The sequence below is a fragment of the Stenotrophomonas sp. GQ19 genome (assembly GCF_059758695.1).
The window spans coordinates 752,896-774,291 of the sequence record NZ_JCAXES010000001.1 but is presented as its reverse complement, the minus strand read 5'-3'; the positions used below and the strand labels follow the sequence as shown (position 1 = coordinate 774,291).

At 67.6% G+C, this 21,396-nt stretch carries 24 protein-coding genes; 15 read left to right on the top strand and 9 right to left on the bottom strand.

Annotated features, from left to right (window positions below):
• Positions 1-59: 59 nt before the first annotated feature.
• Positions 60-458, bottom strand: a complete 399-nt coding sequence (locus tag AC6CHL_RS03260) for a heavy metal-responsive transcriptional regulator (RefSeq protein WP_038687889.1) — start codon at positions 456-458, stop codon at positions 60-62.
• Between the two features lie 220 nt (positions 459-678).
• Here AC6CHL_RS03260 and AC6CHL_RS03255 point away from each other — a divergent pair, with 220 nt between their 5' ends.
• The 8 genes from AC6CHL_RS03255 to AC6CHL_RS03220 all read left to right on the top strand — a co-directional run bounded on the left by AC6CHL_RS03255 (position 679) and on the right by AC6CHL_RS03220 (position 10,703).
• Positions 679-1,743 carry a GlxA family transcriptional regulator gene (locus AC6CHL_RS03255; RefSeq protein WP_448133894.1) on the top strand — a complete coding sequence of 355 codons (1,065 nt, stop codon included), beginning with the start codon at positions 679-681 and terminating at the stop codon, positions 1,741-1,743.
• 179 nt (positions 1,744-1,922) lie between these two features.
• Positions 1,923-2,723, top strand: coding sequence for a redoxin domain-containing protein (locus tag AC6CHL_RS03250; protein ID WP_498293341.1), 801 nt, complete (start codon positions 1,923-1,925; stop codon positions 2,721-2,723).
• A 40-nt stretch (positions 2,724-2,763) separates the two neighbouring features.
• On the top strand, positions 2,764-3,603 hold the full coding sequence (gene dsbG, locus AC6CHL_RS03245; RefSeq protein ID WP_498293339.1) for a thiol:disulfide interchange protein DsbG: 840 nt from the start codon (positions 2,764-2,766) through the stop codon (positions 3,601-3,603).
• A 350-nt stretch (positions 3,604-3,953) separates the two neighbouring features.
• Complete coding sequence (locus AC6CHL_RS03240) at positions 3,954-5,525, top strand: DcaP family trimeric outer membrane transporter (protein ID WP_498293337.1); 1,572 nt, start codon at positions 3,954-3,956, stop codon at positions 5,523-5,525.
• A 51-nt stretch (positions 5,526-5,576) separates the two neighbouring features.
• Positions 5,577-6,926 (top strand): arginine/agmatine antiporter, encoded by a 1,350-nt coding sequence (gene adiC / locus AC6CHL_RS03235; protein ID WP_038687895.1) that lies wholly within the window; start codon positions 5,577-5,579, stop codon positions 6,924-6,926.
• A 21-nt stretch (positions 6,927-6,947) separates the two neighbouring features.
• Positions 6,948-9,236 (top strand): Orn/Lys/Arg family decarboxylase, encoded by a 2,289-nt coding sequence (locus AC6CHL_RS03230; RefSeq protein ID WP_038687897.1) that lies wholly within the window; start codon positions 6,948-6,950, stop codon positions 9,234-9,236.
• Positions 9,237-9,260: 24 nt separating this feature from the next.
• Complete coding sequence (locus AC6CHL_RS03225) at positions 9,261-10,163, top strand: cation diffusion facilitator family transporter (RefSeq protein ID WP_498293335.1); 903 nt, start codon at positions 9,261-9,263, stop codon at positions 10,161-10,163.
• 111 nt (positions 10,164-10,274) lie between these two features.
• Entirely contained in the window at positions 10,275-10,703 is a 429-nt protein-coding gene (locus tag AC6CHL_RS03220) for a RidA family protein (protein WP_498293333.1), read from the top strand.
• On the opposite strand, the gene AC6CHL_RS03215 is transcribed toward AC6CHL_RS03220, so the two are convergent.
• Positions 10,704-11,090, bottom strand: a complete 387-nt coding sequence (locus tag AC6CHL_RS03215; RefSeq protein ID WP_498293332.1) for a hypothetical protein — start codon at positions 11,088-11,090, stop codon at positions 10,704-10,706.
• A 137-nt stretch (positions 11,091-11,227) separates the two neighbouring features.
• On the opposite strand from AC6CHL_RS03215, the gene AC6CHL_RS03210 reads away from it, so the two are divergent.
• Both AC6CHL_RS03210 and map read left to right on the top strand, forming a co-directional pair.
• Positions 11,228-11,440 (top strand): ParD-like family protein, encoded by a 213-nt coding sequence (locus AC6CHL_RS03210; protein ID WP_038687903.1) that lies wholly within the window; start codon positions 11,228-11,230, stop codon positions 11,438-11,440.
• Complete coding sequence (gene map, locus AC6CHL_RS03205; protein WP_498293330.1) at positions 11,437-12,207, top strand: type I methionyl aminopeptidase; 771 nt, start codon at positions 11,437-11,439, stop codon at positions 12,205-12,207. The genes AC6CHL_RS03210 and map overlap by 4 nt, the downstream gene beginning before the upstream one ends.
• 99 nt (positions 12,208-12,306) lie before the next feature.
• Here the strand turns inward: map and AC6CHL_RS03200 are convergent, their stop codons facing one another.
• Together AC6CHL_RS03200 and AC6CHL_RS03195 are read right to left on the bottom strand one after the other, a co-directional pair.
• Complete coding sequence (locus AC6CHL_RS03200) at positions 12,307-13,083, bottom strand: LytR/AlgR family response regulator transcription factor (RefSeq protein ID WP_038687906.1); 777 nt, start codon at positions 13,081-13,083, stop codon at positions 12,307-12,309.
• Entirely contained in the window at positions 13,080-14,204 is a 1,125-nt protein-coding gene (locus tag AC6CHL_RS03195; protein ID WP_447594202.1) for a sensor histidine kinase, read from the bottom strand. Before AC6CHL_RS03195 ends, AC6CHL_RS03200 begins: the two co-directional genes overlap by 4 nt.
• A gap of 183 nt (positions 14,205-14,387) precedes the next feature.
• Between AC6CHL_RS03195 and AC6CHL_RS03190 the strand changes: the two genes are divergently transcribed.
• Positions 14,388-14,756, top strand: coding sequence for a hypothetical protein (locus AC6CHL_RS03190; protein ID WP_498293328.1), 369 nt, complete (start codon positions 14,388-14,390; stop codon positions 14,754-14,756).
• 86 nt (positions 14,757-14,842) lie between these two features.
• Complete coding sequence (locus tag AC6CHL_RS03185) at positions 14,843-15,163, top strand: hypothetical protein (protein WP_498293326.1); 321 nt, start codon at positions 14,843-14,845, stop codon at positions 15,161-15,163.
• A gap of 37 nt (positions 15,164-15,200) precedes the next feature.
• On the opposite strand, the gene gstA is transcribed toward AC6CHL_RS03185, so the two are convergent.
• Complete coding sequence (gene gstA / locus AC6CHL_RS03180) at positions 15,201-15,830, bottom strand: glutathione transferase GstA (protein ID WP_498293324.1); 630 nt, start codon at positions 15,828-15,830, stop codon at positions 15,201-15,203.
• Positions 15,831-15,971: 141 nt separating this feature from the next.
• Between gstA and AC6CHL_RS03175 the strand changes: the two genes are divergently transcribed.
• Positions 15,972-16,385 (top strand): winged helix-turn-helix transcriptional regulator, encoded by a 414-nt coding sequence (locus AC6CHL_RS03175; protein WP_498293322.1) that lies wholly within the window; start codon positions 15,972-15,974, stop codon positions 16,383-16,385.
• On the opposite strand, the gene AC6CHL_RS03170 is transcribed toward AC6CHL_RS03175, so the two are convergent.
• Both AC6CHL_RS03170 and AC6CHL_RS03165 read right to left on the bottom strand, forming a co-directional pair.
• On the bottom strand, positions 16,290-16,664 hold the full coding sequence (locus AC6CHL_RS03170) for a hypothetical protein (protein WP_185753491.1): 375 nt from the start codon (positions 16,662-16,664) through the stop codon (positions 16,290-16,292). The genes AC6CHL_RS03175 and AC6CHL_RS03170 overlap by 96 nt on opposite strands.
• 35 nt (positions 16,665-16,699) lie before the next feature.
• Positions 16,700-17,626, bottom strand: coding sequence for a LysR family transcriptional regulator (locus tag AC6CHL_RS03165; protein WP_498293320.1), 927 nt, complete (start codon positions 17,624-17,626; stop codon positions 16,700-16,702).
• 132 nt (positions 17,627-17,758) lie between these two features.
• On the opposite strand from AC6CHL_RS03165, the gene AC6CHL_RS03160 reads away from it, so the two are divergent.
• Positions 17,759-18,163, top strand: coding sequence for a RidA family protein (locus tag AC6CHL_RS03160; protein WP_463601164.1), 405 nt, complete (start codon positions 17,759-17,761; stop codon positions 18,161-18,163).
• A 14-nt stretch (positions 18,164-18,177) separates the two neighbouring features.
• Here the strand turns inward: AC6CHL_RS03160 and AC6CHL_RS03155 are convergent, their stop codons facing one another.
• Positions 18,178-18,609: a hypothetical protein gene (locus tag AC6CHL_RS03155; protein ID WP_498293319.1), complete on the bottom strand. Its 432-nt coding sequence runs from the start codon at positions 18,607-18,609 to the stop codon at positions 18,178-18,180.
• Positions 18,606-19,016, bottom strand: coding sequence for a hypothetical protein (locus tag AC6CHL_RS03150; RefSeq protein ID WP_498293317.1), 411 nt, complete (start codon positions 19,014-19,016; stop codon positions 18,606-18,608). The genes AC6CHL_RS03155 and AC6CHL_RS03150 overlap by 4 nt, the downstream gene beginning before the upstream one ends.
• 205 nt (positions 19,017-19,221) lie before the next feature.
• Here AC6CHL_RS03150 and AC6CHL_RS03145 point away from each other — a divergent pair, with 205 nt between their 5' ends.
• Positions 19,222-21,396 (top strand): translocation/assembly module TamB domain-containing protein, encoded by a 2,175-nt coding sequence (locus AC6CHL_RS03145; RefSeq protein WP_498293315.1) that lies wholly within the window; start codon positions 19,222-19,224, stop codon positions 21,394-21,396.

Below are 21,396 nucleotides of genomic sequence, written 5' to 3'. Positions count from 1 at the left end.
CACGGCGATGCAACGGCACCACGCGTGGTCGCATGGCGCACGGCCGTTTGCCGGCGCGCTTATTGCCGCGACCCGGTCAGCGCGCTCAGGATCGGGCAGTGCACCAGCTCGCCGTGACCGGGGCAGGCATCCACCAATGTCTTGAGCGCGCCATGCATGGATTGCAGTTCGGTGATGCGACGTTCGATGTCGGTCAGTTTTTCTACCGCCGTGTCACGTACCCGTGCCATGTCAGGGCCGCGCTGGTCGCTGAGGCTGAGCAGCGCGGCAATCTCGTCCAGGGTGAAGCCGAGTGCCTTGGCGCGGCGGATGAACTGCAGCCGTGTCAGGTCGGTATCGCCGAACACGCGGTAGCCGCCGGCACTGCGTCGTGCGGTGGGCAGCAACTGCTGGCGTTCGTAATACCGCACGGTGTCGACCGGAACGCCAGCTTGGCGTGCGAGCTGTCCGATGTTCATGCCCACCTCGATGAAGACCTGGCCGCGAGGGTAAACCCTGGAGTCTGGTCGAGGGTCAAGGGTTGCTGAAGGCCGGTCGACCGATGTCGTTACCGGGCCAAAAGATACAACTAGTTTCATAGCTACTGCGCTTTTGCCTCCGTAGGCTCGGATGGGTTCGCTGCAAGCCCTTGCGCTGCATGGGTTTGCTGGCCCCAGACGTCGCTTGAGGAGCTGTCCCATGGATGCACCGTTCACCCCCTTGTCCCCCTTGCCGCGGCCGGCATCGTCGGCGCTGATGGAAGTTGCCGTGCTGGAATACCCGGGCAGCCTTCGGGCCGCAGCGCCGGTGCTGTCCGAATTGGCACAGCGCTGCAACCGCACTGCGGCGGCGGGAAAGCGCCAGGGCGCGCGGATGCTGGTAACGCGCTGGACCTTGTCCCCGCGCGGCGTGCAGCGGGTGGCGGGTGCGGAGTTGTTCGGCGACGCGCTGCCGGCCCTCATCGTGGTGCCGGGCAATGAACCCAGCTGGCCGCTGCCGCCGCCCGACGAGCGTCTGCTTGCCTGGCTGCGTGACAGCCACGAAGGTGGCAGCGTGCTGGCCGGCTGTGACGAAGGCGGCCTGATGCTGGCCGGCAGTGGCGTGCTGGCCGGGCGCACGGTGAGCTTGCCCGACCTGGCGCGCTGCCCGTCGCTGGCTACCGTGGTGCCCAGCTGGAACCTGGGCGAGCGTGCGCTGGTGGACGACGGCGACCTGCTCACCGCGTCCGGGCCGGATGCCTGGAAGTATCTGAGCCTGCGCCTGCTCGCCCGCGTGTACGGCCAGACCGTGATGACCGCCGCCATCCAGCAGTTGCAGTTGACGATCCCGCGCGCGGTGCAGGACGACCTGGAGCGGTTCAGCCCCAACTTCGCCCACGGCGACCGCGGCATCCTCAAGGCGCAGCGCTGGCTGCATACCATTGCCGCACGCGGGGTGACCCTGCAGGACATCTGCGACTCTGCCGGGCTGGAGCCGCGTACCTTGCAACGGCGCTTCCTCAAGGCAACCGGGCTGCGTCCGATCGAATACTGCCAGCGCCTGCGCATCGCCAAGGCGCAGCTGATGCTGCAGGCCGGTGGTGAAATCGATGAAGTGTCCTGGGCGGTGGGCTACTCGGACCAGAGCGCGTTCCGGCGCTTGTTCCTGCGCATTGTCGGGCTCACGCCGTCGCGCTATCGGCGGCAGCTGGCCGCGCAGCGTCGCGAACGCGCGCGCATTTCCGTCGCCGACGTGGCAGCAGAGCCGATGCGCTCGGCTGCGTAACCGAACCGGCCGCCGCTACCTCTGGGATGAGCAACGGCAGGCATGCGCACGCGGCCTGCCGTTGGCGCATGTGCGGTTGCGGCTTGCCGGATGCGCGATGGGCTGTGACCATGCCGCCGGGGTTGTAGCAGAACAATCGCGGATGCGTTGCACGCAGCCGCGGTGGAGATGGATGGATGATGAGCAGTGTTGGCCCGGTACCGCTGGGCGTCGTGTGGGTATTGCTGGGATGGCTGCTGGCCATCGGCGTGGCGCGGTGGTGGCAGCCGCCGCCGAAGGAGGGGCAGCCCAAGCCTGCAGCGATGCTGCTGGACATGGTGTTCCTGGGTTTGCTTGGCGGGCGGGTGGGGTTCGTGGTGCTGCATTGGCGCGCGTACGCCGCCGACCCGTGGGCGCTGCTGCGCCTGGGCGATGGCGGTTTCCTGCCGGTGGTGGCGGTGCTGGTCGGCATGGGCTGGGCGGCATGGCGGCTGCGCCGCTGGCCGGCGCTCCGCAGGCCGGTATGGGCCGGGGCAGTGGCGGGCATCCTGTGCTGGGCGGGGTTGTCGCTGGGCATGGCCCACCTGCAGCAGTCGCGCATCGCCTTGCCGGCCGTGACCCTGCAATCGCTGCAGGGGCAGCCGGTCGCACTGGCAGACACCGAAGGCAAGCCGGTGGTGGTCAACCTGTGGGCCACCTGGTGCGCCCCTTGCCGGCGCGAGATGCCGATCTTCTCTGCGGCACAGCAGCGCGAACCCAACGTGCGTTTCGTGTTCGTCAACCAGGGCGAAAGCGCGGAAGACGTGCAGCAGTTCCTGTCCAGCCAGAACCTGGTGCTACAGCATGTGCTGCTCGACCCGGACAGCCTCACCGCCGAACGGCTGCAGGTGCACGCATATCCGACTACCCTGTTCTTTGATTCACGTGGCCGGTTGCAGGGCCTGCACATGGGGGAACTCAGTGCAGCCGGTCTGCAGGCCCGGCTCGATGCGCTGCGCTGAACGCGCGGCACCTTACATTTTGTTGCTTCCAGGAGTTGCCATGCTGTTGAAATCGCCGCCCGCACTGGGCTCGCTGCTTGCCGCTGCGCTGTTGATGGGCCTGGCCGGTTGCAGCCAGGCCCAGTCGCCCAGCGCCCCCGACGCGGCCAAGGCCGCCAAGCCGGTTGCCGCCGCCAAGGCCGGTGAATACCCGGCAGTGCTCAAGGGCATCCAGAAGCACGGCTTCGAGGTGGTGGGCGAGTTTGATGCGCCGGGCGGCCTGCGTGGCTTCGCCGGCGTGGTGGGCGGCCAGCAGCCGGCCGCGGCCTACGTGACCCCCGATGGCAAGCACGTTCTGGTGGGCAGCCTGTTCGACGCCAATGGCGAGGATGTCAGCGAGGCACCACTGGACAAGCTGGCGGCCAAGCCGATGTCGGAAAAGATGTGGAACAAGCTGGATGCCAGCGCCTGGGTGCGCGACGGCCGCGCCGATGCGCCGCGCGTGGTGTACACCTTCAGCGATGCCAACTGCCCGTACTGCCACCGCTTCTGGGAAGCCGCGCGGCCGTGGGTGGACAGCGGCAAGGTGCAGCTGCGGCACATCATGGTGGGTGTGATCCGCGAAGACAGCCCGGCCAAGGCCGCTGCCATCCTGACCGCACCGAACCCGAGCGCGGCACTGCTCGAGAACGAGCACAACTTCGACAAGGGCGGGATCAAGCCGGTGGCGAAGCTGAGCCCGGAGGTGGCCAACAAGCTCGATGCCAACCAGGAGCTGATGATCGAAATGGGCTTCCAGGGCACCCCGGGCATCCTGTTCAAGGATGACAAGGGCATGCTGCAGCGCCGTTCCGGCATGCCGCAGGGCCAGGACATGGACCTGGTGATGGGCAAGCGCTGAGCCGCTGTGTGATCGAATGAAACGCGCGCCGGTGCAACGCCGGCGCGCGCGCCTGCAGACCTGCCGATGTAGGGAGGATGTAGGCGCCCGAGGCGTGCTTCGCCGGGACCTGCACATGCGCGACGCGGTGCACTTGATCTGAATCAAGGCCGGAAACGACACGCACATTAGCCTGTGCGCATGACTTCCTTCGTCTCAACCCCTCGCCATGGCTCGCGTGTGCATGCGCCGTTGTCATCGCAACGACCGGCAGACTTCACAACGTGCTCACCCAGCCATTGTTACTCAGGGCGCTGGCAGGCGGGTTGTTTCCGTCATGCCTCCCGGGATGAGGAGGGAATCCCACGCGGGTGTGTCCACCACGCTGTGCATGCGATCGGTTCGCCGGCGCATGCCGCGCGTGTGCTGCGCCTGCATTGCAGTACCGGGTTGCCGACCAGGGCCGCGCGCGCAGGCGCAGCGGAGCTGGTTGGCAAGGCTGTTCGCGGTTCATGGAGAACGTGATGCGCCTGGCTGTACTGACGTTTGCGTGTGCTGCGGTGGTGGTGGCTGCGCCTGCCCGTGCGCAGGATTCGGCCGATGCGTTGCGGCAGGAGATCCGTACCCTGCGGCAGACCCTGGAGGCGATGGAAAAGCGCCTGGATGCGTTGGAGTCCGTCCCAGCCACGGCTAAGGCAACACCCGCGCCTGCAGCCATCGCGCAGGCCAGCCCATCCGCCTTGCCACCGCCCGCAGCGGTCCAGGTGCCAGGCGGGGGACAGGCCATCCTGCCGCCGCGCGATTCGGTCTCCGACCCGTCTTCGGCGGCGTCGCGCCCGGACAGTGCCGCCGGTCCGACCGATCCCGAACTCAAAGGGTTCTTCGCCATTCCCGGCACCGATACGCTGATCCGCATCGGCGGGTACGCCAAGCTGGATGCCATCGCCGATGCACGCGCGGCCGGTGACGAGGACCAGTTCATTCCGTCATCGATCCCGGTGGGCAGCGCGCACCGCGATGTGTCCAACTTCAACATGCACGCCAAGCAGACCCGTTTCAGCTTCGAAGCGCGCCGCCCCACTACCCACGGCAACCTGCGCTTCTACCTGGAGAACGACTTCTTCGGCAGCAGCGACAGTTATCAGTTCCGCCTGCGCCACGCGTATGGGCAGCTGGGCAATACCTACGCCGGTTACGGCTATTCCAGTTTCATGGACGCCGACAGCCTGCCCGACACGCTGGACTTCGCCGGCCCCGGCGCGGCCGGCTACCTGTTGGTGGCCGGCATCCACCACAGTTTTTCGCTCGGCAAGGGCAACACCCTGACCCTGGCCGCCGAAGACCCGGACACGCAGCTGAGCGCACCGGCCGACGGCATCCGCGCGGTGGACCAGGCCCCGGACGTGTCCCTCACCGCGCGCATGGAGCGCGACTGGGGGCACCTGCAGATCGGCATGGTGGCGCGCAGCCTCGCCTACGACGGCGACGCCGGTGATGATCGCCGCATCGGCGGTGGCCTGCAGCTCAGCGGCTCGGCCGCGGTCGGCGAGCAGGACCTGCTGCTGTTTGGCGCGCTGGGCGGCAAGGGCATTGCCCGCTATACCGCCGACCTCACCGGCTCGGGCATGGATGCGGTGGTGGCCGATGATGGGCGCCTGGCGCTGCTGCGGCTGCACGGCGGTTTCGTCGGCTACACCCACTACTGGACGCCGATGTGGCGCTCCAACCTGATCTACGGCCAGCTCAGTGGCGAGCGCAACGCCGCGCTCGCCGACGACGCCTTCCGCCGCAGCCGTTACGGCGTGTTCAACCTGCTGTGGAGCCCGGCGCCGTCCTGGACCATGGGCATGGAACTGCTGTACGGGCAACTGGAGCAACAGCGCGGGCAGCGCAGCGACACGGTGCGGCTGCAGGGCAGCCTGCAATACAACTTCATCAAGTAGACCCTACCGCCCGGCGCGACCGGGCCCATGCCTGGCAAAGGAGAAACCGTCATGGCAGAAGCAAAGAAAATCGGGGTGGTCGGTGCCACCTTCCTGGTGGCCGGCAACATGATGGGTTCGGGGGTGTTCCTGCTGCCCTCCAGCCTGGCCAAGATCGGCACGGCGTCGATCTGGGGGTGGCTGATCACCACGGCCGGCGCGCTGCTGCTGGCCTTCGTGTTCGCCAAGCTGGGCAAGCTGGCGCCCAAGGCCGGTGGCCCGTACGCCTATGCGCGCGACTGGTTCGGCCCGTACATGGGCTTCCAGACCAACACCATCTACTGGTTCGCCAACTGGATCGGCAACGTGGCCATTCCGATCGCGGCGGTGGGCTACTTCAGCTACTTCTTCCCGATCCTGTCCGAGCCGCTGCCGCGCTGCCTGGCCGTGCTGGCACTGGTCTGGGCACTGAGTTTCGCCAACGTGATCGGCCCCTCATTCGTGAGCAAACTGCAGACGGTGACCACCAGCTTCGCGCTGGTGCCGATTCTGGGCATCGCCATCTTCGGTTGGTTCTTCTTCGACCCGACGATCTTCAAGGGCGCCTACAACGTGTCCGGTGAATCCAACTTCGGCGCGATCTCCAGCGCCGCCGCGCTCACCTTGTGGGCCTTCATCGGCGTGGAGTCGGCATCGGTCACCGCTGGCGTGGTGGAAAACCCGGAAAAGAACGTGGCCCGCGCCACGCTGGCCGGCGTGTTCCTTGCCGCCATTGCCTACATCGCCAGCTCCTCGGTGATCATGGGCATGGTGCCCAACGGCGACCTGCAGGTGTCCGATGCGCCGTTCGCGCTGGCCGCCGCCAATGCGGTGGGCGGGTGGGGTGGGGCGCTGGTCAGCCTGTGCGCCTTCGTCGGCGCGGCCGGTTCGCTGGGTGGCTGGATCCTGCTGACCGCGCAAAGCGCCAAGGCCGCCTCCGATGACGGCCTGTTCCCCAGCATCTTCAGCAAGACCAACAAGGACGACGTGCCGGTCAAGGGCGTGCTGATCGTGGCGGTGCTGATGACCTTGGCGGTGCTGGTCACCTCGACGTCGGCAACCGCGTCGGCGCAGTTCGACGTGATTACCTCCGCCGCCGTGGTGCTGACCCTGTTGCCCTACATCTATTCGTGCGTGGCCTGCTACTTCGTGGTCGAGCGCTCGCACACGCTGGTGCATACCGGTGCGTTCTGGCTGCTCACCAGCGTCACGGTGGTGTACTGCCTGTGGGCGATCTTCGGGTCGTCGGGCAGCATCGTCCAGTACGCCTTCCTGTTCGTGCTGTTCATTACGGTGTTCTACCCGTTCTTCAGCGAGGAGCGCCGCCGCCAGCGTGGCCAGCTGCCCGCGCTGGACGCTGCCGTCCGCACGACGCTTTCGTGATCTTCCCCCAGGAGAATGCCTGTGTATTTCAAGTCGCTTGATTACCCCATCATCGTCATCGATGACGATTACGAGTCCCCGCGCATCGGGGGCATCCTGATCCGTGCGCTGGTCGAGGAGCTGCGCAAGAACGACCAGCGCGTGCTGTGCGGCCTGACCCTGGCTGACGCCCAGGCCGGCGCGCGGACCTATGTGGCGGCCTCGGCGGTGCTGATCTCCATCGACGGCACCGAGGACAAGCCCGAACAGTTCCAGCGCCTGCTCGGCTTCCTGCGCGAGCAGAGCGCGCGCCGCGGCAACCTGCCGGTGTTCCTGTATGGCGAGCGGCGCACGATCGAGAAGGTGCCCAGCAAGCTGCTCAAGTACGTGCACGGCTACATTTTCCTGTTCGAAGACACCAAGAGCTTCATCTCGCGCCAGGTGATGCGGGCGGCCGAAGACTACATGGCCAACCTGCTGCCGCCGTTCTTCAAGGCGCTGATCCACCACACGGCCGAGTCCAACTACTCCTGGCATACGCCCGGGCATGCCGGCGGCGTGGCGTTCACCAAGTCACCGGTGGGGCGCGCGTTCCACCAGTTCTATGGCGAGAACACCCTGCGCAGCGATCTGTCGATTTCGGTGCCGGAGCTGGGGTCGCTGCTGGACCATACCGGCCCGATCAAGGCGGCCGAGGACGAGGCGGCGCGCAACTTCGGCGCGGACCACACCTTCTTCGTCACCAACGGCACCTCCACGGCCAACAAGATCGTCTGGCACGGCACGGTGGGTCGCGGCGATGTGGTGTTCGTGGATCGCAACTGCCACAAGTCGCTGCTGCACTCGCTGATCATGACCGGCGGCATCCCGGTGTACTTCACCCCCAGCCGCAACGCGCATGGGATCATCGGCCCGATCAGCCTGGACCAGTTCACGCCCGAGTCGCTGCACCAGGCCATCGCCGCCAATCCGCTGGCCAGCAAGGCGTTCAAGGCCGGCTCCAAGCCGCGCATCGCGGTGGTCACCAATTCCACCTATGACGGCCTGTGCTACAACGCGGAAAAGATCGCCGAGGAGATCGGCAGCGCGGTCGATTTCCTGCACTTCGACGAGGCCTGGTACGCCTATGCGGCGTTCCATCCGTTCTACGAAAATCACTACGGCATGGCCAAGGGCAAGCCGCGTGAGCAGGACGCGATCATCTTCACCACCCACTCCACGCACAAGCTGCTGGCCGCCTTCTCGCAGGCCTCGATGATCCACGTGCGCAATGCGGCCTCGCGCGAGCTGGATGCCGAGCGCTTCAACGAAGCGTTCATGATGCACACCACCACCAGCCCGCATTACGGGGTGATCGCGGCCTGCGATGTGGCCTCGAAGATGATGGAGGGCGCGGCCGGCGAATCGCTGGTGCAGGAAATGCACGACGAGGCGATCGCGTTCCGCCGCGCGATGCTGCATGTACGCGAGGACCTGGGCCGCGACGACTGGTGGTTCAGCGTCTGGCAGCCGGACAAGCTGGAGCGTTCGCTGGCCAAGGGCGATGCACCGGCGCCGATGGTGGCCAAGCGCAGCGAGTGGTACCTGCAGCCCGATGCGCACTGGCATGGCTTTGACGGGCTGGTCGAAGACTACGTGCTGATCGACCCGATCAAGGTGACCCTGCTGACGCCGGGGCTGTCGATCGACGGCGAGATCGGTCAACGCGGCATTCCCGCCGCGGTGCTGAGCAAGTTCCTGTGGACGCGCGGCATCACCGTGGAAAAGACCAACCTGTACTCGGTGCTGTTCCTGTTCTCGATGGGCATCACCAAGGGCAAGTGGAGCACGCTGGTGACCGAGCTGATGGCGTTCAAGGAGCTCTACGACGCCAATGCGCCGCTGAGCCGGGCGCTGCCGGGGTTGGCCGCCGACTACCCGGTGGCCTATGCCGGCTGGGGCCTGCGCGACCTGTGCCAGGCGCTGCATGAATTCAACCGTGAGTTCGCCGTGCCCAAGGTGATGCGCGAGATGTACGTGGACCTGCCCGAGCCGGTGATGACCCCGGCCGAGGCATACGACCACCTGGTGCGCGGGCAGATCGAACGGGTCGACATCGAGGCGATCAGCGGCCGCATCGCCGGCACCATGCTGGTGCCGTACCCGCCGGGCATCCCGACCATCATGCCGGGCGAGCGCTTCGGGGCCAGCGACGAGCCGATCATCCAGTCGCTGCGCATTGCCCGCGAGCAGAACGCCCGCTTCCCGGGCTTCGAGTCGGACGTGCATGGGCTTATCATCGACCGCGACGGCGCTACGCCAACCTACAAGGTGGAGGTGCTGAAGGTCTGAGTCCGGTCAGGCCCTCGGCAAGCGATGGATACAGCACGCGAGCAGCGGGTCCTGACATTCTCGATCGCGGTGACCCTGGCCGTCAGTGCCACCGGCTTTGCCGGTGGCCTGCTGGTGGGTTCGCAGGCCATCCTGTTCGACGGCGTGTACAGCCTGGTCGACGTGGCCCTGACCCTGGTGGCGCTGTCGGTGCTGCGGCTGGTGGCGCGGGAGGAAAGCCCGCGCTTCCAGTACGGCTACTGGCACCTGGAGCCGATGGTGGAGGCACTGGGCGGGGCGATCCTGTCGCTGGCCTGCATCTACGCGCTGGCCAATTCGATCATCGGGCTGACCACCGGCGGCCATGAGGTCAAGGCCGGGCCCGCGCTGGGGTGGGCGACCGTGCTGTGTGTGAGCAACCTGGCGATGGCCGCGTTCGTGCGGACCCGTGCGCTGCGGCTGCAGTCGGCGTTGCTGTGGCTGGACGTGCGGGCCTGGCTGTTGAGCGGCCTGATGAGCCTGGCGGTGGTGCTGGCCTTCGGCATCGCATTGGTGCTGCGCGACGGCGCGCATGCGCACTGGATCCCCTATCTGGACCCGTTGGTGCTGGCGGCCATCAGCGTTGCAGTGCTGCCGGTCCCGTTGCGCAGTGCCTGGAAGGCCATGCGCGAGGTGCTGCAGGTGGCACCGGATACGCTGGACGCACGCGTGCAGGCGGTGATGAGTGCCTTCGTGGCCGAGCACGGCTATCTGGACTTCACCAGCCATGTGGCCAAGATGGGGCGCATGCGGTTCGTCGAGATCCACATCCTGACCCACCCGGACACCGTGATCGGCACCATCGGCAACGTGGATGCATTGCGTGACGAGATCGCCGAGCGATTGGACGCGCGCGGCAGCGAGTTCTGGCTGACCATCGATTTCACCGCCGATCCGGCCTGGACCTAGGCGGCATCGAACTACCCGCTCGGCGTGGACCGCAGCATTCCAACGATTGTCGTTGACCTCAACTTCAGTTGAGGTCGGACACTGCGCGCTCCCTCCCTGGATGCACGCCCCATGTTCAGTGACACCCCCGTTGCACCGGCCGGTCTGTTCGGCTTCATCAATCCCGCCGGTCTGTATGACCCCAGTGCCAACGGCTACTCGCACGTGGCGGTGGTGCGCTTGCCGGCGCGGGTGATCCACGTGGCCGGGCAGGGCGGGGAAACCGCCGACGGCGCGCTCTCGCCGCGCTTCGAGGTGCAGGTGGCGCAAGCCCTGGACAACCTGGTGGTGGCGTTGGCCTCCGCCGGTGCCGGCCTGGCCGACGTGGCCAAGCTGACGGTGCTGGTAGTGGACCATGACCAGGACCGGTTGGGCATGCTGTCCGCGCAGATCGGCCAACGCTGGCCGCTGGGCCGGGCACCGACCTGCACCTTGATTCCCGTGCCGCGGTTGGCATTGGACGGGATGCTGTTCGAGATCGAGGCGACCGCGTATTGCTGATCAGTCGCCCAGCCAGACGGCGCGCGCGACCGATACGCGGGTGATGCGCCCCCCACTGGCCTGGAAGGTGACATCCAGCCCATGCGCCAACAAAAGCGAGGTGTGCACCGGGATGCGGCAGACCATCCGCTCGGGGGTGGTCTGTTGGCAGTAGTCGTCTCCAAGGGCGCTGCGCTGCGGCGCGAGCGGCATGCCGTGCAGCGTCTTGTTCAGACCGGCTTCCAGCGCCGCCGGACTCAGCAGGATACCGGGCGCACTGTAGCCGGCCGCGAAGGACAGCAGGTTGACCGGGCTGATACAGCTGCAGCCCGCAGGGGAGAAGCCCAGCAACGCCACGCCGGTGATCACGGCAATCGCACCTGTGGTGCCTATGGCGATCTTTCCCATCTGCTGCTTCCTTGTTGGCATGGTGGGTCAAGCACGCGGATGTTCTCATGCCTGCAGCGGTCAATGGCGCAGGACGCGGTTGGCGTGGATATACGGAACATATATGATGTGTATATCAATCATCTGGACGCCAGCCCATGGGCATCGTCAACATCGACGACGAACTGCACGACAACCTGCGCCGCGCCAGCGGCGTCTCCGGCCGCTCGATCAACGCCCAGGCCGGCTTCTGGATCAAGATCGGCATGCTGTGCGAGATGAACCCCGGCATGAGCTACCAGGAGATCGTCAGCCGCGAACTGCGTGCGGCCGGGGTTGCGCCCGGCGCGTTGCGGGTGGCCGAGGCATGATCAAGACGCTGGAAGAACAGGCCTTGATGCGCGCCTCCGGCCGTTTGCTGGCGCAGGTGTTCGAGGCACTGGACCAGCTGCCGCTGGAGGGCATGAGCACGCTGCAGGTCAACGACTGGGTGGAGCGCTTCATCGTCGATCACCTGCAGGCGCGGCCGGCCAGCAAGGGCCAGTACGGCTTTGCCTACGTGCTCAACAGCTCGATCGACACCGTGGTCTGCCACGGCGTGCCCTCGGCCGATGCGGTGCTGCGCAGCGGCAGCATCGTCAACCTGGACATCACCCTGGAAAAGGGCGGCTACATCGCCGATTCCAGCAAGACCTACCTGATCGGCGAAGTCGACTACGCGGCCAAGCGGCTGGTACGGGTGACCCGCGAGGCGATGTGGAAAGGCATTGGCGTGGTGCGGCCGGGCGCCACGCTGGGCGACATCGGCTTTGCGATCCAGCAGCATGCCAAGGCGCACGGCTACAGCGTGGTCAAGGAATTCTGCGGCCACGGCATCGGCCAGGAAATGCACGAAGAGCCGCAGGTGCTGCACTACGGCCGGCGCGGTGACGGGCTGGTGCTGGAGCAGGGCATGACCTTCACCATCGAGCCGATGATCAACCAGGGCCGCGCGGCCATCGACATGAGCGACGATGGCTGGACCGTGACCACGCGCGACGGGAAGCTGTCGGCGCAGGCCGAGCATACGGTGCTGGTGACCGCCGACGGGGTGGAGGTGCTGACCCTGCGCGCCGAGGAGCGCGGGTTGGTTGCGTGATGGATGCTGTGCGTGGCCGAACGGGCGCGGTGGTTCCGCAGCCGGGCAGAGCCCGGCTCTACGGGGCTCGGCTGTCTCGCAGCCGGGCAGAGCCCGGCGCTACGGGGTTCGCGTGGAGACGAGCTTGAGGAACGCCTCGTTCTGGTAGCGGCTCATGCGCAGTTGCTGGCCGGTATCCAGGGTCACCACATGGTGGCCGTTGAACCACGGATGGATCGCCTTGACCCGGCGCACGTTGACGATGGCCGAGCGGTGCACGCGGGCGAAGTGGCGTGGATCCAGGCGCGCGGCGAGGCTGGCCATGGTGTCGCGCAGCGCGTGCATGCGGTCGGCCAGGTGGATTTCCACGTTGTTGCCGGCCGCCTTGATCCAGACAATGTCATCCACCGCCACCAGCACCACGTGCTCATCCACGCGCACCGGGAGCCGCTGCAGGTAGTCGTCGCGCTGGCGCAGCGAATCCAGCGCCTGCAGGATCTGCGCCGACGCCTGCGCGCCCACCCCGGCCGCGGCCGACAGCCGGGCCTTGGCCCGCTGCAGCGTGGCGGCGAAGCGCTCGCGACTGAACGGTTTGACCAGGTAGTCCACCGCGTTGGCTTCGAACGCCTTCACCGCGTACTGCTCGTAGGCGGTCACGAAGACCGTGGCCGGCATGCGTTCGGCACCGATGGTGGCCACCACGTCCATGCCGTTGATGGCGGGCATCTGGATGTCCAGGAACACCAGGTCCGGCGACTGGTTGCGGATGGCCGCCACCGCAGACACGCCGTCGCCGCACTCGCCGACGATCTCGATGTCGGCATCGTCGCGCAGCAGGCGAACGATGGCATGGCGGGCGATCGGTTCGTCGTCGACCACCAGTACGGTCAGGGTCATGCCGGCGCCACCCCGGGGGTGAACTCGGGCGCGTCGTCAGCGCTCTCCAGCACCCGGAACGGCACCCGGATGCGGCACGCCACGCCTTCGGGCCAGAGCATGTCCAGCCGCACCTCGCCGGCATCGCCATACAGCTCCTTCAGGCGCAGCCGGGTGTTGGACATGCCGATGCCATGCCCGGCCGACACCGGCGGCTCGGTCGACAACGTGCTGTTGCGGTTGCGCACCTCGATGCACAGCGCGTCGCCGTCGCGCCGCGCCTCGATTTCGATGGTGTCACTGCCCACGCGCTGGCCGATGCCGTGGCGCAATGCGTTCTCCACCAGCGGCTGCAGGATCAGGCTGGGCACGGCGCAGTCCAGCGTATCCGGGGCGATATAGGTGCGGGTGGTCAGCCGGTCCTTGAAGCGGATGCGCTGGATGCCCAGGTACAGCTCGATCAGGTCCAGTTCCTGGCGCAGGCTGATCTCCTGGCCGTCATAGTCTTCCAGGAAGGCCCGCAGCAGCTCGCTCAGGCGCAGCAGCATGTCTTCGGCCGACAGCGTGTCTTCGTCCAGCAGGGTGATGATCGCGTGCAGCGTGTTGAACAGGAAGTGCGGCTGCAGTTGCGCCTTCAGCGACAGCAGGCGCGACTGCGCCAGCTCGGTGGCCAGCTGGCTGGCTTCCAGTTCGCGCCGGGCCTTTTCAGCGTGGAAATGCAGGGCCTGTTGGATCGCAAACAGCGTCCAGTAGGTCAGCAGGCCAATGGCGAAGTGCTGCTCCAGGAAGTACCCCAGCTGCTCGGCAAACCCGCTGGGTTCGAACAGGGTGGAGACCAGCGCGCCCAGAATCATCGCGGCGAACGTGACGCACAGACTGGCCAGCACCTGCGCGCCCAGCCCATGGAAGCGCCCGGTGCCGCGCATCGGGAAACGTTCGGCGAGACGGAACACCGTTGGTGCCAGCGCCGCCCACGTGTACCACTGGATCAGCGACCAGCGGGCCAGGTCCCAGAAAGGCCAGTCGGTGCGGGGCATGCCCACGTTGATGGCGTTCTGCACGGCGAACACCAGGGCCACCATCGTCCACAGGGCGATGTAGCGGGACAGGCGGATCTGGGTACTGCCAAGGCGGATGAGCATCGTCGGTCCTGCGCCGCGCGTGTGCGGTAGGCTCATCTTAGGCGTGGGGGCAGGGGGCGGGAAGCGCCATGGCGGCCCATTACGATTGGCCCGCGCGTGGCGACGATTGGTCCCGGATCGGTTGGCGGCGGCCGGTGGGAAGCGCCTGATGCGGGTGTCCTTCACCGCCACGGAGATGCCGCCATGAACCTGATACGCACCGTCCTGATCTGCCCGCTGCTGGCTGTTTCACTCGGCGCCGCCGCCCACGCCCACGCTGGCGAGGCCCGTTACCTGGGCCTGCTCAACCGCGCGCATGACAGCGTGGTGGCGCTGGAGGTGGCACCGGCCGGCAGCGATGCGTTCGTCGCGCGCCCGATCGAGGTGCTGCCCGGTGGCGGTGGCAGCAGCGTGGTGCGGCTGGGCGAGCAGGGTTGCCGCTTCGACCTGCGCATGACCTTCGGCAACGGCCGCCGCGCGGTGTATCACGCGGTGGATGTCTGCCGTGGCGATACGCTGGCCATCCACCCGTTGCCGCGGTCGCGCGCGCAGACCGCAGTGGCCGGGCGCTGACATCCATCCGGCAAGCGCAGCCCTGGGCTATCATCGCGCCAGCGCCATCGGGGATGGCCGCGCGTAATACGCTCGGGGGAGCAGGTATGGAAGAAATCCTGGGGCGGCTGCTGCTGATCGCGTTTCTGTTGATCATCGCCAGCCTGCCATTCAATGTGGTGATGCTGCTGTGGCTGCGCCGGGATCACCCCGACGTGTTCACCGCGCTCGGGCAGCCGCACACCTTCGGGCTGGGCCGGCACCATCATGGCAATGCAGACTATGCACGTTTCCTGTTCCTGCGCCGCCACCGGCAGCTGGGCGATGCACGCATTTCGCGGATGGCCGATATCCAGCTTGGCCTGTTGGGCATCGGCGCGGGCGCCATGCTGCTGATGGTGGTGTTGATTCTGATGTGGCGCTCGTAGCGCCACGCGTCGACCCGGCATGCGGCCATACAGGCCGTTACTGCAGTCCTTCGGCGGCCAGTGCCTGCTGCACCGATGGCCGCGCACGCACGCGGGCATACCACGCCTGCAGATGCTGCAGGCCGTCGAAGTGGATATCTGCCTTGTAGTACGAGGTGAGCCACGCCGCCTGTCCCCAGCCGAGCAAGGCGAACAGGTAGGCATCGGCCACGCTGAAATGATCCCCCATGAGGTAGTCGCGGTCGGCCAGCTGCTGGTCGATCCAGGCGAAGCGCTGTTCGAGTTTCGGGCGTGCCGTGTCCACGTACTTGCCGGCGGCCACCGCGTACAGCAGTGGAATGAAGCCCTTGTGGATCTCGGTGCCAAGGAAGCTGAGCCATTCCTGCAGCCGGTAGCGATCAGGGCTGCCGACGGCCGGGGCCAGACCGCGTTCGGGTTTCTGGTCGGCCAGGTACTGCAGGATCGCAGCGCCTTCGCGCAGCACGCTGCCGTCATCCAGGGCCAGCGCCGGCACATAGCCCAGCGGGTTGATCTGCAGGTAGTCCTCACCGTGTTCGGTGCGATGGTTGCGGTGGTCGACCTTGACCAGGGTGGCATCCAGGCCGAGTTCGTTGAGCACGATGTGCGGGGCGAGCGAGCAGGCGGCAGGCAGGTAGTAGAGCTTCATCGCGGTATCCAGGTGCAGGGCGGGGGCCTCGATGGGAGGCGTCCCGGCGCATTCTAGGGGCGCGGTATAAAAACGGAAGAAGGCACTATTTCGTGGTGTAGGTACATAATGTATACCTGTTGGCACACGCGAGGCCCCACCATGAAAGACAACGTATCGGGCTGCTCGGTGGAAGAGGCGATGCGTCTGCTGGGCGGACGCTGGCGGTTGTTGATCGCCTCGTATCTGCTGGATGGTGCGAAGCGCTTCAACGACTTGCGCCGCGACATCCCGGCGATCTCGCAGCGCATGCTCACCCTGGACCTGCGCGCGTTGGAAGAGGCCGGGCTGATCAGGCGCACCGTGTATCCCACCGTGCCGGTGAAGGTGGAGTACGCCCTCACCGACGACGGCCGACGGCTGCAGCCGGTGGTGGAGGTGATGAAGGCGTTCGGGTTGTGGGTGAAGGCGCGCGCCAACTCAGGGTGCGTCGCTGGCAGCGCGGAACTGGAGGACCTTGTCGATGGTGAAGCCGGGCAGCATGGCGCGCAGTTCGTCGAGCATGCCGATGCGTGACGCCTCCGCGCTGTCTGCCGGCAACCCGGCATCCAGCGCGCGCAGATAGGTGCCAAGCCCGGCCGCCTGCAAGGCCGGTTCGCAGTACGAGGCGGCCGCCGTAGCGATTTCGGTGGCGCTGGCAGTGCTGCGGAAGTGCTGCTGGGCGTAGCCGAAGTGGCAGTCGAACAAGGCGGTCAGCGCCGGGTCCTGTGTGGTCGGGGGCGCAGGGGTCTGCGCCACCGCCGGTCCACCGAAGGCCAGGGCGACAAGCAGGGCGGCACGGAAGCGACGGGGCATGGCGGTCTCGGTCAAGCGGGTCAGTGACAGCAGGGTCAGCGCGGGCGCAGCGTCTGGACCGGGGCGACCGTTTCCAGCAGCGCCGCGACCCAGTCGATGAACACGCGCAGCTTGGCGCTGACGTGGCGGTTCGGCGGAAACGCAACATACAGCGGCATGGGCGCCACCTGCCAGTCCGGCAGCACGCGCACCAGCTCGCCGTTGGCCACGTGCGCGGCGGCCATGTACTCGGGCAGCCACAACACGCCCAGCCCGGACACGCCCGCAGCCAGATAGGCGTTGCCATCATCCACCGCCAGCAGATACCGCCCGTGCACGTCGCGCTGCTGGTCGTCGCGGCGCAGGGCATAGGGCAACACCGTGTCGGTGCGCGCGCGCAGGTAGCCGACGATGTGGTGGGGGCTGTTTTCCAGGTCGTGCGGGTCCACCGGTGTGCCGGCCTGCGCCAGGTAGGCCGGCGCGGCGTACAGGCCAGCGGGCAGGTCGCCGATGCGACGGGCCACCAGTGACGGCGTGGTGATCTCGCCGCCGCGGATTACCGCGTCCACGCGCTCGTCGATCAGGTCGACATTGCGGTCGCTGACACCCAGGTGCAGCTGGATCTCCGGGTAACGCGCATGGAAGCCGGGCAGTGCCGGCGCCAGGATCAGGCGCGCCAGGGGCGCGGGCGCATCCACGCGCAGGCGCCCGCGCGGCGCGGCGGCTGCGCCGGACAGGCTGGTTTCGGCATCGTCGATGTCGGCCAGCAGGCGCAACACGCGCTCGTAGTAGGCCGCGCCGTCGGCGCTGAGGTTGACCTGCCGCGTCGTGCGATTGAGCAGGCGCACGCGCAACCGCGCCTCCAGCTGTTGCACCAGCTGGGTAACCGTGGTCCTGCTCAGGTGCAGGCTCTGCGCGGCCTTGGTGAAGCTGCCGGTTTCCACCACCCGGGCGAAGGCCTGCATTGCGTCGAACCGGTCCATGCGGGGCATCCGGGAGGAATTGTTTGGATTCTACAAACAGTGATGGTCGGTGTGGGGCGTTTATCACGGGGCCGCGTCGGCCTACCGTGGCGGCAGTGCACTGGATCGGCCTGATGGCCCTTGGAGAAAACGATGGCAACCCGTGACGTGGTCTTCCCGCCGGGCCGGCAGGCCCTGTACGAACGCAACCGCTATTCGCCGGCGGTACGCGCTAATGGCTTCCTGTTCGTATCCGGACAGGTCGGCAGCCGCGAGGACGGCTCGCCCGAACCGGTGCTTGAGGACCAGGTACGGCGCGCATTCGAGAACCTCAACGCGGTGCTGGGCGCGGCCGGCTGCACGTTCGACGATGTGGTCGACGTGACCGTGTTCCTGGTCGATCCCGAGGCGATCTTCGAACGCGTCTGGGCGATCGTGCCCGAGTACTGGGGCCAGGCGCCGTATCCGACCCTGACCGGCATCGGGGTGACTTGGTTGTATGGGTTCGACGTGGAAATCAAGGTGATCGCCACGCTGCCGGACGCGGCGGCGCACTGAACGGCATTCGCCCGCTAGGCGCCTGTGCTGTCTGGGGATGGCTGGGGGACAGGCAGGACGTGCAGGCCCAGTCGGGCGCAGATGACCGGCCAGCGCCTGGCCAGCAACAGCATGACCACCCAGGTCACGCCGGGCAGCGCCGGGATGAAGGCCGAAAACACCGGCACCACGACATCGGCATGCAGCGCGCTCACCCAGCGGCCGGCGGGTGAGCCCATCTCGAGCAGTTGCGGGCCGATGAATATGGCCAGCACCTCTGCCGGCAGCATCACCAGCGCCACGCAGGCGGCGAAGGCGCCGTAGACCAGCGCCGCAACCGTCAGGGTGAACCTGCCGGCGCAGGGAAGGCGACGCCAGGGCAGGCAGGCGCGCAGGGCCGGCGCCCACAACGGTACTGACACCCAGAGCAGCACCAGACCATGGAGGATAGCGTCTTCACGGATCATGTTGCGGGCCGCGCATCAAGGGGCGGCGGCAGGAGCCGCGCCCAGCGTGCGCCGAGAAAGCGCGCAGCCCATCCGGTAAACACCAGCAGGGGCAGGCCGTACACGAGTGCGGCAAGCAGCGTCGCGGCCATGCCGGGGTGTGATGCCAGCTGATCCAGCGCGGCGGACACGGGCGGTGCCGCGAGGATCAGAAGGCGCAGTGCGACCAGGAACGCCAGGTACGCCGCATAGGCCATGCACCCGGCGCAGGTACTGAACAGCAGCGGGCGCGGAAGCCGGCGACGGCCGCCGAACGCCCGCATCGCGGGCCACCAGAACGGCGCGGACGCCCACGCCAGATACCCCGCTGCCACGCCCCCCATCCAGGCCATCAGTTCTAGGCCGAAGGTCTCCACGACTTGCATCATGCCGGCACGCTCCTTGCTGTCTTCGGTCCGGCAGCGATCGATGCCGGCGCGATTGCACAGTAGCGGCAAGCCGTGCGCCGCCGCAACGGCGTCCGCAGCCCGCGTGGAACAGCCGGCCCGTCGCCGTCGTGCTTCGTCTTCACGCGGCTGCGCCAGCCGTCTGCCGATAGTGTGGGGGTCATTCTGCTTCCGCGCGCGTATCTACATGCCCCTGATTCCCGAGCGCGTCCGGCGCTGGCCCCGGCCATGGCGCGTGGCGTTGCTCTCGCTGTTGGCGCTGTATGCGCTGTACCTGATCGCCGGCAACGTGTTCCTCAATACGCCGTTGTTCGACGCGGTCACCAACCGCAAACCTGAAAAGTTCAGCATGCAGACCGGGCCGGCGCTGACCCTGCTGCCTGGGCACGCCGTGGTCTGGAACGTGCGCATGCGCGGGCAGGCCGGGCACACGGTTTACATTTTCCGTGCCGACCGCGCGGGCGCCTGGATCGACCTGCCGGCGCTGTTCCGCCGTGAGGTGCGCATACCGCGGATCGAGGCCACGGGCGTGGAGGCCGAGGTCGAGCGCGTGGACAAGGGCATTCCGCCGCCGCCGCGCGGCGACCGCGGCTGGACGCTGCGCTTCGACGCGATCCACAGCGACAGCATCCGCAGCGGTCGTTTCGGCACGCTGTTCATTGCCGGGCAGGGGCACGGCACCGTCGGCTTCCTCAAGCAGTTGAAGGGCGGGCCGTCTGAATTGTTCGACTCCACGGCCGGGTTCGAGAAGGCCGAGGTGACCGTGGGCGGGGTACGGGTGCTCGATGACGCCCACCTTGCGGCGCGGTTCCATTTCCCGCGCCACTACCGCGACGAAGCGCCGGGCCTGCGCAAGCTGGACATCACCTGGGCACAACTGCAGGTGGATGCGCGCAGCCGCGCCGTGGAAATCGACACCGGCGGACCGCACGTCAGCGTCGGCAGCGCGCCGTCGAACGCCCGTCTTACCGGCGACGTGGTACTGGACCGGGGCGCGCTGCAACCCGGCAGCCGGGTGGTGTGGCGGGTGCCGGTGCATGCCGGGGTCAACGCCGACGATCGCGGGCTGCTGGCGCTGCAGCTGGATGTGGCGCAGGACATGCGCGTGCAGGCACGGTTGCCCCGTGACACGGAAACCGGCAGCGAACTGCATGCCGACCTGCGTATAACGGGCCGTAAAATCCCGTTCCGCGCCCCGGCCGAACTGCTGCCGCGGCTGACCGGGCAGGTGCAGGGCGCATGGAAGTTCGAGTCGCTGAACTGGATCTCCGATCTGTTCGTGCGCAAGCCGTGGTTCCACCTCGATGGCGGCGGCCTGCTGGAAGGCGACCTGAAGATTGCCGATGGCCAGCTGGCGGCGGGCAGTACGCTGGACATCCCGCAGGTGGCGGCCGTGGCCGAGGTGGCCGGGGTGCGGCTGCTTGGGCAGGCCAATGCGCACGGCAGCATCGTGGCCGGCGAGCCGGCGCAGGCGCAGCTGGACGTCAAGATTCCCGAGTTCCGCGCCGCACCGACCGGGGCACCCAAGGCGCTGCTGTTCGATGGCCGTGCGATGGCGCTGACCCTGCGCGGCGACGCGCGCCTGCAGCAGTTGCGTGACGGCATGCGTGCGCACCTGCGCTTCAACGACGCGCGGGTGCCCGACCTGACCGCCTACAACCGCTACCTGGGCGGCGGCACCGGCAATGTGCGCCTGCTCGGTGGCACCGGCCTGCTCAGTGGCGATGTGGAACTGGATTCGTCCGGCCGCGTGGGTACCGGCCGGGCCGACCTGCGCGGCCGTGGTGCACAGTTGCAGGTGGCCGGCATCGCGCTGCGTGGCGATGCGCAGCTGCAGGCGCGCGTCAAGCGGGCCGATTTCGATGCGAAGCAGTTCGACCTGGGCGGCACCACCGTGGCGCTGCGCAACATCCAGGTCGGCGACACTGGCGGACAGGCCAACTGGTGGGGCACGGTGGCACTGCGCCAGGGCCACATCGATGCAGCCGCACCGTTTGAGGTCACCGCCCAGGCCGATCTGCGCCTGCGCGATGCGGGGCCGCTGCTGGGCGTGTTCGCCGAGCGCAGCGCGTACCCGCGCTGGGTGCTGGGCATGCTCGATTCCGGCGAGGTGCAGGCCAGCGGGCAGTTGCGCTGGCGCAGTGGCGAAATGTGGGTGGATGACCTGCAGGCCGAAAACGAGCGGCTGTCGCTACGCGCGCGGCTGGACCTGGCCGAGGCGCGGCGCCGCGGCAACCTGTACCTGCGCTGGGGCGTTCTGGGCGCGGGAATCGAACTGGACGGCCAGGAGCGCAAGTGGCACCTGGCCGGCGCACGCGAGTGGTACGACCAGCAGCCACGCGTGCTGCCGGCCCCCCGGTAG

What these genes read in the sequence shown, in the direction of transcription:
- AC6CHL_RS03195 (WP_447594202.1), bottom strand. Translation starts at nt 14,204, where the DNA reads ATGCTCATCCGCCTTGGCAGTACCCAGATCCGCCTGTCCCGCTACATC.
- AC6CHL_RS03185 (WP_498293326.1), top strand. Translation starts at nt 14,843, where the DNA reads ATGGAAGAAATCCTGGGGCGGCTGCTGCTGATCGCGTTTCTGTTGATC.
- AC6CHL_RS03175 (WP_498293322.1), top strand. Translation starts at nt 15,972, where the DNA reads ATGAAAGACAACGTATCGGGCTGCTCGGTGGAAGAGGCGATGCGTCTG.
- adiC (WP_038687895.1), top strand. Translation starts at nt 5,577, where the DNA reads ATGGCAGAAGCAAAGAAAATCGGGGTGGTCGGTGCCACCTTCCTGGTG.
- AC6CHL_RS03145 (WP_498293315.1), top strand. Translation starts at nt 19,222, where the DNA reads ATGCCCCTGATTCCCGAGCGCGTCCGGCGCTGGCCCCGGCCATGGCGC.
- AC6CHL_RS03250 (WP_498293341.1), top strand. Translation starts at nt 1,923, where the DNA reads ATGAGCAGTGTTGGCCCGGTACCGCTGGGCGTCGTGTGGGTATTGCTG.
- AC6CHL_RS03255 (WP_448133894.1), top strand. Translation starts at nt 679, where the DNA reads ATGGATGCACCGTTCACCCCCTTGTCCCCCTTGCCGCGGCCGGCATCG.
- AC6CHL_RS03210 (WP_038687903.1), top strand. Translation starts at nt 11,228, where the DNA reads ATGGGCATCGTCAACATCGACGACGAACTGCACGACAACCTGCGCCGC.
- AC6CHL_RS03165 (WP_498293320.1), bottom strand. Translation starts at nt 17,626, where the DNA reads ATGGACCGGTTCGACGCAATGCAGGCCTTCGCCCGGGTGGTGGAAACC.
- map (WP_498293330.1), top strand. Translation starts at nt 11,437, where the DNA reads ATGATCAAGACGCTGGAAGAACAGGCCTTGATGCGCGCCTCCGGCCGT.
- gstA (WP_498293324.1), bottom strand. Translation starts at nt 15,830, where the DNA reads ATGAAGCTCTACTACCTGCCTGCCGCCTGCTCGCTCGCCCCGCACATC.
- AC6CHL_RS03225 (WP_498293335.1), top strand. Translation starts at nt 9,261, where the DNA reads ATGGATACAGCACGCGAGCAGCGGGTCCTGACATTCTCGATCGCGGTG.
- AC6CHL_RS03220 (WP_498293333.1), top strand. Translation starts at nt 10,275, where the DNA reads ATGTTCAGTGACACCCCCGTTGCACCGGCCGGTCTGTTCGGCTTCATC.
- AC6CHL_RS03160 (WP_463601164.1), top strand. Translation starts at nt 17,759, where the DNA reads ATGGCAACCCGTGACGTGGTCTTCCCGCCGGGCCGGCAGGCCCTGTAC.
- AC6CHL_RS03200 (WP_038687906.1), bottom strand. Translation starts at nt 13,083, where the DNA reads ATGACCCTGACCGTACTGGTGGTCGACGACGAACCGATCGCCCGCCAT.
- AC6CHL_RS03215 (WP_498293332.1), bottom strand. Translation starts at nt 11,090, where the DNA reads ATGGGAAAGATCGCCATAGGCACCACAGGTGCGATTGCCGTGATCACC.
- dsbG (WP_498293339.1), top strand. Translation starts at nt 2,764, where the DNA reads ATGCTGTTGAAATCGCCGCCCGCACTGGGCTCGCTGCTTGCCGCTGCG.
- AC6CHL_RS03190 (WP_498293328.1), top strand. Translation starts at nt 14,388, where the DNA reads ATGAACCTGATACGCACCGTCCTGATCTGCCCGCTGCTGGCTGTTTCA.
- AC6CHL_RS03150 (WP_498293317.1), bottom strand. Translation starts at nt 19,016, where the DNA reads ATGATGCAAGTCGTGGAGACCTTCGGCCTAGAACTGATGGCCTGGATG.
- AC6CHL_RS03155 (WP_498293319.1), bottom strand. Translation starts at nt 18,609, where the DNA reads ATGATCCGTGAAGACGCTATCCTCCATGGTCTGGTGCTGCTCTGGGTG.
- AC6CHL_RS03260 (WP_038687889.1), bottom strand. Translation starts at nt 458, where the DNA reads ATGAACATCGGACAGCTCGCACGCCAAGCTGGCGTTCCGGTCGACACC.
- AC6CHL_RS03170 (WP_185753491.1), bottom strand. Translation starts at nt 16,664, where the DNA reads ATGCCCCGTCGCTTCCGTGCCGCCCTGCTTGTCGCCCTGGCCTTCGGT.